The sequence below is a fragment of the Capnocytophaga sp. FDAARGOS_737 genome (genome assembly GCF_009730375.1).
GTDB classification, from domain to species: Bacteria; Bacteroidota; Bacteroidia; order Flavobacteriales; family Flavobacteriaceae; genus Capnocytophaga; species Capnocytophaga leadbetteri.
The window spans coordinates 808,023-825,235 of record NZ_CP046316.1 but is presented as its reverse complement, the minus strand read 5'-3'; the positions used below and the strand labels follow the sequence as shown (position 1 = coordinate 825,235).

At 42.1% G+C, this 17,213-nt stretch carries 7 protein-coding genes and 1 other RNA gene; 5 read left to right on the top strand and 3 right to left on the bottom strand.

Features of this window, described 5'->3' with window-relative positions; all coding sequences use genetic code 11:
- The first annotated feature begins 33 nt into the window (after positions 1-33).
- From FOC45_RS03465 to FOC45_RS03455, 3 genes are read left to right on the top strand one after another with little or no spacing between them, the layout of a single operon-like run.
- Positions 34-1,317, top strand: coding sequence for a citrate synthase (locus FOC45_RS03465; RefSeq protein WP_009391070.1), 1,284 nt, complete (start codon positions 34-36; stop codon positions 1,315-1,317).
- 18 nt (positions 1,318-1,335) lie between these two features.
- Positions 1,336-3,549 carry an NADP-dependent isocitrate dehydrogenase gene (locus FOC45_RS03460; protein ID WP_009391069.1) on the top strand — a complete coding sequence of 738 codons (2,214 nt, stop codon included), beginning with the start codon at positions 1,336-1,338 and terminating at the stop codon, positions 3,547-3,549.
- A gap of 43 nt (positions 3,550-3,592) precedes the next feature.
- On the top strand, positions 3,593-5,857 hold the full coding sequence (locus FOC45_RS03455) for an aconitate hydratase (protein WP_009391061.1): 2,265 nt from the start codon (positions 3,593-3,595) through the stop codon (positions 5,855-5,857).
- A 54-nt stretch (positions 5,858-5,911) separates the two neighbouring features.
- Here FOC45_RS03455 and FOC45_RS03450 read toward each other — a convergent pair whose 3' ends face one another.
- A complete protein-coding gene (locus tag FOC45_RS03450; RefSeq protein WP_009391060.1) occupies positions 5,912-7,759 on the bottom strand; it encodes a DNA topoisomerase IV subunit B in 1,848 nt (615 codons plus the stop codon).
- A 268-nt stretch (positions 7,760-8,027) separates the two neighbouring features.
- Between FOC45_RS03450 and FOC45_RS03445 the strand changes: the two genes are divergently transcribed.
- Positions 8,028-8,870: a transketolase gene (locus FOC45_RS03445; protein WP_009391058.1), complete on the top strand. Its 843-nt coding sequence runs from the start codon at positions 8,028-8,030 to the stop codon at positions 8,868-8,870.
- A 105-nt stretch (positions 8,871-8,975) separates the two neighbouring features.
- Positions 8,976-9,281, top strand: an RNA gene (gene rnpB / locus FOC45_RS03440) — RNase P RNA component class A.
- 69 nt (positions 9,282-9,350) lie between these two features.
- On the opposite strand, the gene FOC45_RS03435 is transcribed toward rnpB, so the two are convergent.
- On the bottom strand, positions 9,351-15,407 hold the full coding sequence (locus FOC45_RS03435) for a gliding motility-associated C-terminal domain-containing protein (protein ID WP_231121903.1): 6,057 nt from the start codon (positions 15,405-15,407) through the stop codon (positions 9,351-9,353).
- Positions 15,408-17,063, bottom strand: coding sequence for a hypothetical protein (locus FOC45_RS03430; protein WP_009392316.1), 1,656 nt, complete (start codon positions 17,061-17,063; stop codon positions 15,408-15,410).
- Between the last annotated feature and the right edge of the window lie 150 nt (positions 17,064-17,213).

The following is a 17,213-nucleotide window of genomic DNA, read 5'->3' as shown; positions in this document are numbered from 1 at the left end:
TAACTTTGCGAAAGAATTTAAAACTAATAGACTATGGAACGTACAGCCAAATTAATCTTTGAAGGAAAAGAATTTGAATTTCCTATTGAAGTAGGAACTGAAAACGAAAAAGCTATCAACATTGAGAAGCTACGTGCCCTCACGGGGCTTATTACTTTAGATTCGGGGTATAAAAATACTGGATCTTGTAAGAGTGCCATCACTTTCTTAGATGGCGAGCGCGGTATATTGCGCTATCGCGGCTATAACATTGAAGATTTGGCAGCCAATGCCGAGTTTTTAGAGGTAGCCTATCTGCTTATCTTTGGCGAACTCCCTACTGCTGAAGAGTACGACCACTTCAAAAAAACCATTCACAAGTACACTATAGTGCACGAGGATATGCGCCACATTATTGATGGCTTTCCTAGATCAGCACACCCTATGGGGGTACTCTCTTCGGCTACTAGTGCACTTACCGCTTTCAATCCTGTGCCTGTGAATGTGAAATGTAATAAAGATGTGTATCAAGCTGTCTGCAAGGCTATCGCTAAATTTACCATTATCGCTACGTGGGTGTACCGCAAACGCGAAGGATTACCTCTGAATTATTACAAAAATTCTACGGGGTATATAGAAAATATCTTGCGTTTGTTCTTCGAAATCCCTTCTGAGGAGTACTCTATCAATCCTACTATAGTAAGCGCGCTAAACAAGCTGCTTATACTACACGGCGACCACGAACAAAACTGCTCGACTTCTACCGTGCGCTTAGTAGGTTCGTCGGAAGCAGGACTTTTTGCAAGTATTTCATCGGGGGTTTCTGCCCTATGGGGACGTCTGCACGGAGGAGCTAACCAAGCGGTGATAGAGATGCTTGAAGAGATAAAAGCTGACGGAGGCGGCGTAGATAAGTTTATCAACAAAGCTAAAGACAAAAACGACCCATTTAGATTAATGGGCTTCGGACACCGCGTGTATAAGAACTTCGACCCACGTGCTAAAATCATCAAAAAAGCAGCTGATGATGTACTACACGCTTTAGGTATAGACGACCCTATTTTTGACATTGCTAAACATTTGGAAAAAGTGGCCTTAGAAGATGAATACTTCAAAAGTCGTAACCTCTACCCTAATGTAGATTTCTACTCTGGTATTATCTACAAAGCATTGGGTATGCACTTAGAGATGTTTACGGTGCTCTTCGCCATCGGAAGACTCCCTGGTTGGATTGCACAATGGAAAGAAATGAGGCAAGGAGGCGAGCCTATAGGCAGACCTCGCCAAATATACACTGGTGCTAAAGAAAGAGCCTTTGTAGCTTTAGACAAACGATAACCCAAAGCCTCTAAAATTATGAAGCAAATCATCTATACCCAAACAGACGAAGCTCCTTTTTTAGCTACTCATTCGCTATTGCCTATTATTCAGCGATTTTGCCAATCGTCAGATGTACATTTTGAACTAAAAGACATCTCGCTGGCAGGGCGTATTTTGGCAGCTTTCCCTGATTTTTTAAAGGAAGAACAGAGAGTGGAAGATGCGCTACAGCAGCTGGGCGAATTGGCTAAAAAGCCTGAAGCTAATATTATCAAGCTGCCCAATATCAGTGCCTCTGTACCACAGCTAAAAGCAGCTATAGCCGAGCTACAAGCACAGGGCTATGCGCTGCCTGACTATCCTGAAGAAGCAATTTCGGAAGTAGAGAAAAGCATCAAAGAGCGATATGATAAGGTGAAAGGTAGTGCTGTAAATCCTGTGCTAAGAGAGGGTAACTCTGACAGGCGAGCCCCTAAGGCAGTAAAGCAATACGCCAAAACACACCCACATAGTATGGGAGCGTGGGAAAGCCTCTCAAAAACGGCTGTTGCTACTATGCAGGAAGGCGATTTCTACCATAACGAGCAGTCCGTAACCTTTGATAAAGCTGATAAAGTACGCATTGAACTACACACCTCCCAAGGGAAGGTAATCAGTATGAAAACTGATATAGCGGTACAAGCCAAAGAGATTATTGATGCTACCCTAATGAGCAAAAAAGCGTTACTTTCTTTCTATAAAGAACAATTTGCTCGTGCTAAAAAAGAAGGTCTTTTGTTATCATTGCACCTAAAAGCTACGATGATGAAAGTGTCAGACCCTATCCTTTTTGGTTATGCCGTCGAAACCCTCTTTGCCCCCATACTCAGTAAGTATGCCGACACCTTTAAGGCTATAGGGGTGAATGTACGCAATGGCCTTTCAGACTTACTGACAAAAGTAAGCACCTTGCCTGCTGATACACAGAAAGCTATACAACACGACCTAGATGAAGTATGGGCTAACGCTCCTGCTATTGCAATGGTAAATTCGGAAAAAGGCATCAGTAACCTACACTACCCTAACGATGTGATAGTAGATGCCTCAATGCCTGCTATGATACGCAATTCGGGCAAAATGTGGAACGCAGAAGGCAAAGCACAAGATACCTTAGCTGTATTGCCCGACAGCAGTTACGCTGGCATTTACCAAGTAGTGATAGACTTTTGTAAGGAGCACGGTGCTTTTGACCCACGCACAATGGGCTCGGTAGCCAACGTAGGACTAATGGCACAGAAAGCTGAAGAGTACGGCTCGCACGACAAAACCTTTGAAGTGCCTGAAGAAGGAGAAATGCAAGTAATTGGTGAGAGTGGCACTATATATTTATCGCAACGTGTAGCTGCGGGCGACATCTGGCGTATGTGTATGGTGAAAGATGCTCCGGTAGAAGATTGGGTAAAGCTTGCGGTGAAACGCGCTAAAGCTACTAATACCCCTGCTATCTTCTGGCTTGATGCAAAACGAGCTCACGATGCTGAACTTATCAAGAAAGTGAAGCAGTACCTTAGCAAGTGTGATACGGAAGGGTTAGATATACAAATACTCGCTCCTGAAGCTGCCATACTCTTTACCTTAGAGCGTACTAAAAAAGGCGAGGATACTATATCAGTAACCGGCAATGTTTTGCGCGATTACCTTACTGATTTATTCCCTATCTTAGAATTAGGCACGAGTGCTAAAGTACTTTCGATAGTACCGTTAATGAACGGAGGGGGATTGTTTGAAACAGGTGCTGGAGGTTCTGCCCCTAAATTAGCAGAACAGCTTTTTGCTGAAAATCACCTGCGCTGGGATTCGTTAGGCGAGTTTTTAGCTTTAGGTGCCTCATTAGAGCATTTTGCTACTACCTATCAGAATACAAAAGCATTGGTGTTAGCCCAAACCCTTGATGAGGCAACGGGTAAAGTATTGGAGAACAACCGCTCACCAGAGTCGGCAGTAGGTACTTTAGACAATAGAGGAAGTCATTTTTACTTAGCTCTCTATTGGGCTGAAGCCTTAGCTGCTCAAAAACAAGACAAAGCATTAGCTGAAGAGTTTGCCCCCATAGCTAAAGCCCTTGCTACAAACGAAAAGGCTATCATAGCTGAACTGACAACAGTACAAGGGCAAAAAATAGACTTACACGGCTATTATCACCCTAGTACAAAGCGCACTTCGGCAGTAATGCTTCCTAGCAGTACTTTTAGGAGTATTTTAGGACTATAAGACAACTACAAAAAACACTAATAACAACTTAAAACTAACTATTATGGCATTTGACATTGAAATGATCAAAAAGGTATATGCCCATATACCCAAAAGAGTAGATAAAGCACGAGAAATAGTAGGAAGACCACTAACATTAGCTGAAAAAATACTATATGCACACCTATGGGAGGCTACCCCACAGAAAGCCTTTGAACGCGGCAAAGATTATGTAGATTTTGCCCCAGACCGCATAGCCTGTCAGGACGCTACTGCGCAAATGGCACTACTGCAATTTATGCACGCGGGTAGTGCAAAGGTAGCCGTACCCACTACAGTACACTGCGACCACCTTATTCAGGCAAAAGTAGGTGCTGCCACCGACCTTAAGGTAGCTACTGAACAATCTAAAGAAGTATTTGACTTCCTTTCGTCAGTATCGAATAAGTACGGCATCGGGTTTTGGAAACCTGGAGCCGGTATTATTCACCAGATTGTATTAGAGAACTACGCTTTCCCTGGGGGAATGATGATAGGTACCGACTCGCACACCGTAAATGCAGGTGGTTTAGGTATGCTGGCAATAGGCGTAGGAGGTGCTGATGCTGTAGATGTAATGGCAGGAATGGCGTGGGAACTTAAATTCCCTAAACTGATAGGAGTAAAACTGACCGGAAAACTCAGTGGATGGACAGCCCCTAAAGATGTTATCCTAAAAGTAGCTGACCTGCTAACTGTAAAAGGAGGCACTGGAGCTATAGTAGAATACTTTGGTGAGGGTGCTCAATCGTTGTCGTGCACTGGTAAAGGTACCATTTGCAATATGGGTGCTGAAATAGGAGCTACAACCTCTACTTTTGGCTATGATGATGCTATGCGTCGCTATCTGCGTGCCACTGGTAGAAAAGAAGTAGTAGAAGCTGCTGACAAGATTGCCCCTTACCTAACTGCCGACCCTGAAGTATATGCCAACCCAGAAAAGTACTTTGACCAACTGATAGAAATCGACCTAAACACACTCGAACCTTATATCAATGGGCCTTTCACCCCTGATAGAGGTACCCCTGTATCTAAAATGAAAGAAGTGGCTAAAGAAAACGGTTGGCCCATAAAAGTAGAATGGGGATTGATAGGCTCTTGTACCAACTCATCATACGAAGATTTGACCCGTGCTGTATCAGTAGTTAAGCAAGCGGCTGCCTTAGGTATTACACCTCAAGCCTCTTTTGGTATCAACCCTGGTTCTGAGCAAATACGTTATACAGTACAGCGTGATGGCATCATAGAAGCTTTTGAACAATTAGGCACTAAAGTTTTTACTAATGCTTGTGGCCCTTGTATAGGGCAGTGGAGTCGTGAGGGGGCTGAAAAACAAGAGAAGAACACCATAGTACACTCTTTTAACCGCAACTTCTCTAAACGTGCTGACGGCAACCCTAATACTCACGCTTTTGTAGCCTCACCTGAAATGGTAGCTGCTCTTGCCATAGCTGGTAGGTTAGACTTCAACCCTATAACTGACAGCCTACTCAACAACAAAGGAGAAGCTGTTAGGTTTGCCCCACCAGAAGGAGAAGAGTTACCCGCTAAAGGGTTTTCGGTAGACGACCCTGGTTATCAGGCTCCAGCTGCTGATGGTAGCCAAGTGCAGGTGATAGTATCGCCTACTTCTTCGCGCTTGCAATTGCTCTCGCCTTTCCCTGCTTGGGACGGCAAGAACATCACAGGAGCAAAGCTACTTATCAAGGCTCAAGGCAAATGCACTACTGACCACATATCGATGGCAGGACCTTGGCTGAAGTATAGAGGGCATTTAGACAATATCTCTAACAATATGCTTATAGGAGCTGTAAATGCCTTTAATGGTAAGACTAACTATGTGAAAAACCAGTTGACGGGCGAGTATAACGAAGTACCTAAAGTGCAACGAGCCTACAAGGCAGCAGGTATCCCCAGCATAGTAGTAGGTGACCAAAACTACGGTGAGGGCTCCTCTAGAGAACACGCTGCTATGGAGCCACGCCATTTAGGGGTAAAAGCAGTATTAGTAAAGTCGTTTGCGAGAATTCACGAGACTAACCTGAAGAAACAAGGTATGTTAGCCCTCACCTTTGCTAATGAGGCTGATTATGACAAAATACAAGAAGACGATGTAATCAACTTTTTAGACCTTACTGATTTTGCACCTAATAAGCCTTTGCACTTAGAATTCGTACATAGTGATGGTAGCAAAGATATAATAAAATGCCTCCATACCTATAACGACTCGCAAATAGCTTGGTTTAGAGCTGGTAGTGCTCTAAACTTAATTGCAGCAAAAAGTAAATAATTCATAGCATATCAACGAAAAAGAGCCTTGCAAATGGTTTTGCAAGGCTCTTTTTTATTCAAAATTATCAATCTCTACTTTCAAGTTGTTAATGATAAAATCTTGTCGGTCGGGGGTGTTTTTGCCCATATAAAAATCTAAAAGCTGTTCGATATGAATGGTTTTGTCGAGCATTACAGGATCTAAACGAATGTCTTCGCCTATAAAATCTTTAAACTCATCTGGAGAAATTTCGCCCAACCCCTTAAAGCGAGTTATTTCTGGTTTCCCTTTGAGCTTCGCTATAGCAGCTTGCTTTTCTTCTTCACTATAACAATATATTTTCTCATTCTTATTGCGGACACGGAAAAGAGGCGTTTGCAGTATATACAAATGTCCTTCTTTGATAATCTCGGGGAAAAACTGCAAAAAGAAAGTGGTAAGTAGCAAGCGGATGTGCATTCCGTCGACATCGGCATCGGTGGCAATGACAATGTTATTATAACGGAGATCATCCATAGAGTCTTCAATATTTAAAGCAGCTTGCAAGAGGTTAAACTCCTCGTTTTCATAGACTATCTTCTTTGTCATTCCGTAGGTATTCAGAGGCTTACCTCGCAACGAAAAGACCGCTTGGGTATTGACATCGCGGGACTTAGTGATAGAGCCCGAAGCCGAATTTCCCTCTGTAATAAACAGCGTACTCTGTAAATTGCGTTTGTCTTTTGTATCTGTAAGATGTATGCGGCAATCGTTTAGTTTTTTATTGTGTAAGTTTGCTTTTTTAGCTCTTTCTTTAGCTAATTTTCTGATACCAGCAAGGTCTTCACGTTCGCGTTGCGCTTCCATAATTTTGCGCAAAATAGCATCAGCTACTTCGTTGTTCTTATGTAGATAATCATCTAAATGACGGGTTACAAAATCGTTGATATAGGTGCGCACTGAGGGCATCCCCTCGCCCATTTCGGTAGAACCAAGCTTTGTTTTGGTTTGGCTTTCGAATACAGGCTCCATCACTTTGATAGAAAGCCCTGCGATGATAGACTTGCGCACATCGGAAGGGTCGAAGTTCTTTTTATAAAAATCGCGGATGGTCTTTACATATGCCTCTTTGAAAGCATTGAGGTGCGTACCCCCTTGTGTAGTGTTTTGTCCGTTTACAAAAGAATAATACTCCTCGCTGTACTGGGTTTTGCTATGCGAAATAGCCACCTCGATATCCTCGCCTTTGAGGTGAATGATTGGATAAAGGAAATCCTCTTCGTTATTGTTTTCGGTGAGGAGGTCTTTGAGTCCGTTTTCGGAATAGTATTTTTCGCCGTTATAATTAATCGTAAGCCCAGGGTTGAGGTATACGTAGTTTTTGAGCATACGCACTACGTATTCGTTGCGAAATTTGAAGTTTTTGAAAATGGTATCATCAGGAATAAAAGCAACACTCGTCCCTCGTCTTTTCTGAGTTTCTTCTATCGGAGACTCTTCTTTAATAATTCCCCTTTCAAAAGAAGCTGACTTAGTTTGGTTGTCGCGTACTGATTCGACTTTAAAATAAGACGAAAGAGCATTTACTGCCTTAGTACCCACCCCATTAAGTCCGATAGACTTTTTGAAAGCACGCGAATCGTACTTGCCCCCAGTATTCATTTTAGAGACTACATCGACTACCTTGCCCAAAGGAATACCGCGCCCATAGTCGCGTACTTCTACCTTATTATCACTGATTTTTACATCGATAGTCTTTCCGGCACCCATAATAAACTCGTCTATACTGTTATCGAGTACCTCTTTGAGAAGTACGTAGATACCATCATCGGCAGAAGAGCCATCGCCGAGCTTTCCGATATACATACCGGGGCGCAAACGCACGTGCTCTAAGGGGTCGAGCGTTTGGATACTGTCTTCGTCATATCTTATTTCTTCCATAATGATTTTTATATGTTCGGGGGGCAAAGATACGAACTAATTTGCCAATTTGCCAACTTGCTAATGAGATTTTTTGCCTAATAAGTCGTTTATTAGACAATTATTCTTCGCTCATTTATTGCTAATCCTTCGCTAATTGTTCGCTCTTCCTATATCCTTCCTATATCGATTGTATAGGGAAGATGGCTGGAGAATTTTTTTCTAAGTTTTGCATTTACCAAAGAAAGTTGTATCTTTGTGGCATCAAATTATAAAACGATAAAAAACGATGAATACCCAACAACTTACTGACCTTACTACCCAAGTGCGTAGGGATATATTGCGAATGGTACACAAGGTAAATTCGGGACACCCTGGTGGCTCTTTGGGCTGCGCTGAGTTCTTAGTATGCTTGTACAACGAGGTGATGGACTTTAAACTGCCTTTTAGTATGGATGGCAAAGATGAAGACCTTTTCTTCCTTTCTAACGGACATATTTCGCCTGTATTCTACAGTGTGCTGGCTCGTAGAGGGTTCTTCCCTATAAAAGAACTCAACACTTTTCGCTTGCTTAATTCGCGTTTGCAAGGACACCCTACTCCGCACGAAGGTTTGGAGGGCGTACGTGTGGCTTCGGGCTCTTTAGGACAAGGGCTTTCGGTAGCTATAGGAGCGGCTTTGGCTAAGAAACTAAACGGCGATAAGCATTTGGTTTATACCCTACACGGCGATGGCGAGCTACAGGAAGGACAGATATGGGAGGCGGCAATGTACGCTGGTGGCAAAGGGGTGGATAACCTCATCGCTACGGTTGATTACAACCAAAAACAGATTGATGGTCCTACTGATAAGGTACTGCCTTTGGGTGACCTTCGCGCTAAATGGGAAGCCTTTGGTTGGCAGGTAATCGATATTGAAAAGGGCAACGATATTAGTGCTATCTTGAAAGGTTTGGCGGAAGCTAAAGCGCTGACTGGCAAAGGGAAACCTGTTTGTATTTTGCTACATACCGAAATGGGTAATGGTGTAGATTTTATGATGGGTACTCACGCTTGGCACGGCAAGGCTCCTAATGACGAACAATTAGCGAAAGCTCTGGCTCAGAATGCTGAAACGTTGGGAGATTACTAATTTGTCGATTTGCCGATTTGCAGATTTGTCGATTAGCAGATTAGAAATTGACATTTATGAAAAACCTAATCAAAAGTATATAGGGTTAAGTTAAGAATTATAAAAAGAGCAAATCAGCTTATCGCTACTAAGGTAGAGGAAAGTCTGGACACCACAGAGCATCATAGCGGGTAACGCCCGTCCGCCGCGAGGCGAGGACAAGTGCAACAGAAAGAATGTATGGGTAATGCCATAGTGAAATCAGGTAAACTCTATGAGGTGCAACGCCGCGTAAACCAGCGTTTGAGGGTTGCTCGCCCAATTGTTGGAGGGTAGGCGGTTAGAGCTAATGAGCAATTATTAGTCGAGATAAATGATAAGCACTTATCATTACTGATAAGAACAGAATCCGGCTTATGATTTGCTCTTTTTTATTGAAATACAAAAAAAGAGGCTGTCATCGTAATGATGACAGCCTCTTTTTGCATTTATTAGGTTTTCCTATCGTTTAAGATATAACCAACCTACTTCGCTTCGTTTTTGTCTATTCTCATCGACGTATTCGATGACATAATAGTAAGTACCTTGTGGTAACTTATCAGAAGTTTCTACTACTACCCTACCATTAGAGAAGCCTCTAAATACGCGAGTTACGTTGTTATAACCTTCTGCTTCAAACACTTTTACTCCCCAACGGTTATAAATACGTACCACATTATCTGGGTAACGATTTATGCCGCCGATATGGAAGTGTTCGTTCTTACCATCATCGTCTACCGACATACCATTATAAGGTATTAACTTGCTTATTACCTCAATAGTCACGGTAGCTGAAGCACAGCCATCGGTATTGCAAAGCTCATACACAAAGGTATCAATACCCTCAAAACCTGTATGAGGACGATATTCGATAGTGCCATCAGGGTTTACTACTGTTGTACCATTAGTAGGATTTGTCACTACATTAGGTGCTGTAGCTCCGTTTGGCGTATCGTTAGCCAGTACATTCACCACTACTGGTGTATCTATAGGAGTAGTTGTACGATCATCAGCTGCTATTGGCAATACTGGTGTAGTGCTAGTGGTTGTACCTGTTACCGTTACTACTATGTTAGCGTTATCGCATACCGTTGAACTTGCTACTGCACAAATCTTATAGCTGATGGTATAAGTACCCGCTGGGGTATTAGGTGCTACCGTTATCGTGCCGTTAGGATTCAAGGTGAAGCCTGTTGGAGTAGCCGTAGTCCAAGTAAGCGTTACTGAGCTAACACTTGGGTTTGGTACACCGTTTAGCTTATCGTTTGTAAGTACACTTGAGGTAGTTCCTCCGGTTGTGCTAGTGATAGTTGTTACTCCATCGTCATTAGCTTCGATAGTTGTTGGCGTGGTTGTACTGGTAGTTGTACCAGTTACCGTTACTACTATGTTAGCGGTATCGCATACCGTTGGACTTGCTACTGCACAAATCTTATAGCTGATAGTATAAGTACCCGCTGGGGTATTAGGCGCTACAGAGATTGTTCCGTTAGGATTCAAGGTGAAGCCTGTTGGAGTAGCCGTAGTCCAAGTAAGCGTTAATGAGCTAACACTTGGGTTAGGTACTCCGTTCAACTTATCGTTAGTAAGTACACTTGAGGTGGTTCCTCCGGTTGTGCTGCTTACTGTTGCTACATCGTCATTCGCTTCGATAGTTGTTGGCGTGGTTGTACTTGTTGTTGTACCTGTTACCGTTACTACTATATCTGCGGTATCGCATACCGTTGAACTTGCTACTGCACAAATCTTATAGCTGATTGTATAAGTACCCGCTGGGGTATTTGGTGCTACTGTTATCGTGCCATTAGGATTCAATGTGAAGCCTGTTGGGGTAGCCGTAGTCCAAGTAAGCGTTACTGAGCTGATGCTTGGGTTTGGTACACCGTTTAGCTTATCGTTAGTAAGTACACTTGGTGTAGTTCCTCCGGTTGTGCTAGTGATAGTTGTTACTCCATCGTCATTAGCTTCAATAGTTGTTGGCGTGGTTGTACTTGTTGTTGTACCTGTTACCGTTACTACTATGTTAGCGTTATCGCATACCGTTGGACTTGCTACTGCACAAATCTTATAGCTGATAGTATAAGTACCCGCTGGGGTATTTGGTGCTACCGTTATCGTGCCGTTAGGATTCAAGGTGAAGCCTGTTGGAGTAGCCATAGTCCAAGTAAGCGTTACTGAGCTAACACTTGGGTTTGGTATGCCGTTTAGCTTATCGTTAGTAAGTACACTTGAGGTGGTTCCTCCGGTAGTGCTACTTACTGTGGCTACATCGTCATTAGCTTCAATAGTTGTTGGCGTGGTTGTACTTGTTGTTGTACCAGTTACCGTTACTACTATGTTAGCAGTATCGCATACCGTTGTACTTGTTACTGCACAAATCTTATAGCTGATAGTATAAGTACCCGCTGGGGTATTAGGTGCTATCGTTATCGTGCCGTTAGGATTCAAGGTGAAGCCTGTTGGAGTAGCCGTAGTCCAAGTAAGCGTTACTGAGCTAACACTTGGGTTTGGTACGCCGTTTAACTTATCGTTAGTAAGTACACTTGAGGTAGTTCCTCCGGTTGTGCTACTTACTGTGGCTACATCGTCATTAGCTTCAATAGTTGTTGGCGTGGTTGTGCTACCTACCTTAACCGTTACTGTAGTTGTCTTGCAGTTGTCTGGGTTAAGACGCTCGCAAATCGTATAAGTAAGGGTATAAGTACCTGACTTAGTGCCCGAAGGTACCGTTACTTTACCTGTTGTCGTATCTATAGTAGGCGTATTAGTTTGGCCTACTACATCCGTAGTGGTCGTGCCTGTGGTGATAATAACATCACTCGTGGTTGGCGTACGATTTCCTATGCGGTCATTGTCTATTACCGTTCTTGTACTTGTATCTGTTACTGAACCCGATGGGAACGTAAAGTCCGTATCTGGCGTTGCTACAAGTGGGGTACTACCTACCTTAACCGTTACAGTTGTTGTCTTGCAGTTGTCTGGGTTCAGACGCTCGCAAATCGTATAAGTAAGGGTATAAGTCCCTGACTTAGTGCCCGAAGGTACCGTTACTTTACCTGTTGTCGTATCTATAGTAGGCGTATTAGTTTGTCCTACTACATCCGTAGTGGTCGTGCCTGTGGTGATAATAACATCACTCGTGGTTGGCGTACGATTTCCTATGCGGTCATTGTCTATTACAGTTCTTGTACTTGTATCTGTTACTGAACCCGATGGGAACGTAAAGTCCGTATCTGGCGTTGCTACAAGTGGGGTACTACCTACCTTAACCGTTACAGTTGTTGTCTTGCAGTTGTCTGGGTTCAGACGCTCGCAAATCGTATAAGTAAGGGTATAAGTACCTGACTTAGTGCCCGAAGGTACCATTACTTTACCTGTTGTCGTATCTATAGTAGGCGTATTAGTTTGGCCTACTACATCCGTAGTGGTCGTGCCTGTGGTGATAATAACATCACTCGTGGTTGGCGTACGATTTCCTATGCGGTCATTGTCTATTACCGTTCTTGTACTTGTATCTGTTACTGAACCCGATGGGAACGTAAAGTCCGTATCTGGCGTTGCTACAAGTGGGGTACTACCTACCTTAACCGTTACAGTTGTTGTCTTGCAGTTGTCTGGGTTCAGACGCTCGCAAATCGTATAAGTAAGGGTATAAGTGCCTGACTTAGTGCCCGAAGGTACCGTTACTTTACCTGTTGTCGTATCTATAGTAGGCGTATTAGTTTGGCCTACTACATCCGTAGTGGTCGTGCCTGTGGTGATAATAACATCACTCGTAGTTGGCGTACGATTTCCTATGCGGTCATTGTCTATTACAGTTCTTGTACTTGTACTTGTTGATGAGCCTGATGGGAACGTAAAGTCCGTATCTGGCGTTGCTACAAGTGGGGTACTACCTACCTTAACCGTTACTGTAGTTGTCTTGCAGTTGTCTAGGTTCAGACGCTCGCAAATCGTATAAGTAAGGGTATAAGTACCTGACTTAGTGCCCGAAGGTACCGTTACTTTACCTGTTGTCGTATCTATAGTAGGCGTATTAGTTTGGCCTACTACATCCGTAGTGGTCGTGCCTGTGGTGATAATAACATCACTCGTGGTTGGCGTACGATTTCCTATGCGGTCATTGTCTATTACCGTTCTTGTACTTGTATCTGTTACTGAACCCGATGGGAACGTAAAGTCCGTATCTGGCGTTGCTACAAGTGGGGTACTACCTACCTTAACCGTTACTGTAGTTGTCTTGCAGTTGTCTAGGTTCAGACACTCGCAAATCGTATAAGTAAGGGTATAAGTACCTGACTTAGTGCCCGAAGGTACCGTTACTTTACCTGTTGTCGTATCTATAGTAGGCGTATTAGTTTCTCCTACTACATCCGTAGTGATCGTGCCTGTGGTGATAATAACATCACTCGTGGTTGGCGTACGATTTCCTATGCGGTCATTGTCTATTACAGTTCTTGTACTTGTATCTGTTACTGAACCCGATGGGAACGTAAAGTCCGTATCTGGCGTTGCTACAAGTGGGGTACTACCTACCTTAACCGTTACAGTTGTTGTCTTGCAGTTGTCTGGGTTCAGACGCTCGCAAATCGTATAAGTAAGGGTATAAGTCCCTGACTTAGTGCCCGAAGGTACCGTTACTTTACCTGTTGTCGTATCTATAGTAGGCGTATTAGTTTGTCCTACTACATCCGTAGTGGTCGTGCCTGTGGTGATAATAACATCACTCGTGGTTGGCGTACGATTTCCTATGCGGTCATTGTCTATTACAGTTCTTGTACTTGTATCTGTTACTGAACCCGATGGGAACGTAAAGTCCGTATCTGGTATTGCTACAAGTGGGGTACTACCGACCTTAACCGTTACTGTAGTTGTCTTGCAGTTGTCTAGGTTCAGACGCTCGCAAATCGTATAAGTAAGGGTATAAGTACCTGACTTAGTGCCCGAAGGTACCGTTACTTTACCTGTTGTCGTATCTATAGTAGGCGTATTAGTTTGGCCTACTACATCCGTAGTGGTCGTGCCTGTGGTGATAATAACATCACTCGTGGTTGGCGTACGATTTCCTATGCGGTCATTGTCTATTACCGTTCTTGTACTTGTATCTGTTACTGAACCCGATGGGAACGTAAAGTCCGTATCTGGCGTTGCTACAAGTGGGGTACTACCTACCTTAATCACGCTAGTCTTAGTAACAGTATTGCCTTGAGGGTCTCTTGCTACAAAGGTAACAGTTACTACTCCAGCCCCACACCAATTAGTAGGTTTAACCGCTGTAAAGTTATGGGTAAGTGTAGCCGTACCACAAGTATCGGTAACAGTAGCTTGGTTAAGCCAATTGCTTACTACTGTATCGATATTAGTAGCGGTACAAGTTACTGTTAAAGCAGTTGGAACTGTAAGCGTTACTGTATTGCTAAACACAATCATTACGACTACTTTATCAGTTTCGCAAACAGCATTAAAGCGGCTCACCTTATAAGTATCAGTAGTAGAGAGAGCTTCAGTATTATCTGTTACTAAAGTACTGTTTTTATAAACTTTTACGGTAGCTGTATCTGTCGCTATTTTTGCTTTGAGATCAGCTACTGTAGCGGCTGCACATAAAGTATAAGTTTTGCCTGTAGCTGGTGCTTCTAAAATATTAACTGTATAACTGAATGTTACTGTGTTAGCAGCACAAACAAGTCCTTGGGCTACCACTTGATAAATACCTGCGTGTTGTGCATCAATAGATGGTATCACCAATTGAGGCAAAGTAGTTACTGTAGTAGTTCCATCTGGATATTTCCACTGATAAGATGGGGCACCTAACGAACGCAAGGTAATAGTAACTGTACTTCCTTTGCAGTAACCAGACTGTAGTGGCGATGCTAATACCAGCTCAGGATTATCAAGAGGGGTAATAGGCAATTCTTTCCATACAGGTTCTGAAGCACAAGCTGAGTCTGTAATTTTCACCCAGCGAGTATTTTGCCCAGCAGAGAAAGTACCCAAGTTAGTAAAGGTAACTGTACTACCTTTAGCAGCTGTTTGGGTATCAATATGGGTACCGTCTCTACGATCGTATAATTCGTATTGGTAAGAACCTAAACCACTAATACCATTAATAGCTTTTATAACTATCTTACCAGTATTATCTTCACACTTATAACCTATATAACCATTTCTATCAAAGTTGAGCAATACATCGTCTACGCTGATAGTAAAAGTGCGTACACAACCATTAGCACCTTTACTTCTAATATAAGTTACTATATCTTGTTCATTACTATTAGTATCATCTATTTTTCCTCCATATATAAAGGTATAGCTACCTTCTGAGTTTTGGTTTCTTGGCAAAGAGAAGTACTGATCTTCAGAAGTAGGATCATTAGGGTTGTACACTGCCTTTATATAAGTAGAACCTAATACCTGTTGGCTAAAATTACTACTTACAGTTACGTCGTTTGAATTAATACCTGCTGGACGTTTATAAAGATATACATATATACTCCTGTTGTTATTTTCAGCTCTCAACTAATCCATGGCTGGATTTCCTTTGAAAGGATAAACTCTTACTTTAGTACACTCAGTTTTTGTTTCAGGAGTTAATGGTTTTTCCTGATAAGGAGTATGTGCCAATTCAAAATCTTGTTTAGAAGAATTTGTACCACTATACACATAGGTTACATTTCCGCAAGGGTCTTCTACTCTAATTTTATAAGTACCTTCGGGTAATGAGAAGTTTTGTGTAAGGTCATCTTGGTTCTGAGTAGCCATAATGTTAGTAATAACGCTATTAGATTTTCTATAAGTGATAGTAACCGTTTCATTGAGTTTGAGTTTTCCAGGCTCATCTACATAACTAGCAGGAGCTTGCTCTAAGGTAACCTTAAAGCCATTCATAGACAATATAGAGCCTGATTGATTTACTCTGAAAAGTACCTCTATTCTTCCTTTAGGTGTACGAGTATCTCCAAAACATCTTACTTCTTGTTTGTATTCTCCTCCTGGACGTACTAGATTATAGAATTTGTTAAAAGATTCTTCTTGGCTTACTGTTTGTCCATCTACAGATGTAAAGGTTACCTCATACTTTTCATCTGCTTTAAATGATTGCCCATTGTCTAGAGTGGTTATTTTCTTCCTTTCACCAGCTTCAGTTATCTGTCCTTGAGATACTTGCACTCCATTATGTTTAATAACATAAGTTACAGGATAACATACGATTTGATTCTCTGCAGTAACAGACATCTCAGGAGTCTGACAAGTACCTCCAAATACAATACCTGTATTCATAAAGCGTATATCTCCTCCAAGCATTGGAGTATCGTTGTTATTACAATTTTGCCCTTTAATACGGAAGTAGAAGTTAGGACGTTTATCTGGATCATCTTTTAGGTCTTTATAAGTACGATTATGAGCTTTCAAATCGTAATATATCATCCTCTGAGAAGAGGTTTTACCTGAAGGAAGTGAAAATAACGGACGCCATACAATATTCACACTATTTTTATCACCTCCATAAAACTCTGCCAAGTCTTTCTTAGAATAAGCAGTATACTCATAGAGGGCTGTCAATTCTGGAGTGTTGAAATACTTATAGAATGGTGAGTTGGTATTACCACTATAACGAATATCTAAATAATCACAACTTGATTGTCCTCCATTTTGAATATCTCTATATGCTTGGTCTTTACCAAAATCGTTATTGGTTCTAATAGGAGCTGGAAAATCGCTTTGTAATTTTCCTATTGTAGCAGATACTGGCTGTGCGTTAGCTATATTAGAAGTGTGTAACTTAGCCTTGTAGGTACCTGCTGGCATATTATAGTCTGTAAATTTCACAAAACTTACAGCACTTTCTTTGTCACTTTCTGTAATGGTAAAGGTACGCGTACCTGTATAGGTTGCTGGCATCTCAATAAGTTCTACTACATAAGTATTACCTGCTTGAGCATTTTGTATTTGGAAACGCAACTGACCTGTTGGAATACAGTTAAGCGAATTGTTAGTTGCTTGAAAGTTGAGCGTTTCATCACCAGAAACGGCTTGTGTCACTTTTGAAAAGGTTATTACACGAGTTTGCCCCAACGCCTTGCTTATGTTCTCATCACAAGTTCGAGCGCTGAGTTTTCCAAAAGAAAATAAAAGTGTAAATAATACTAATAGCGTCTGTAATTGTTTATACATTCGTGATAACATTGAGATATAATTAGTGATTCCAAGGGGCAAAGGTATAACATTATTTTGGAATACACAAAAGTAAATAAAAAAACACACAAAATATATTTTATTTAGAAAGGGGTAACAAAATTATTCAAAAAGAGGCTGTTCAGCACA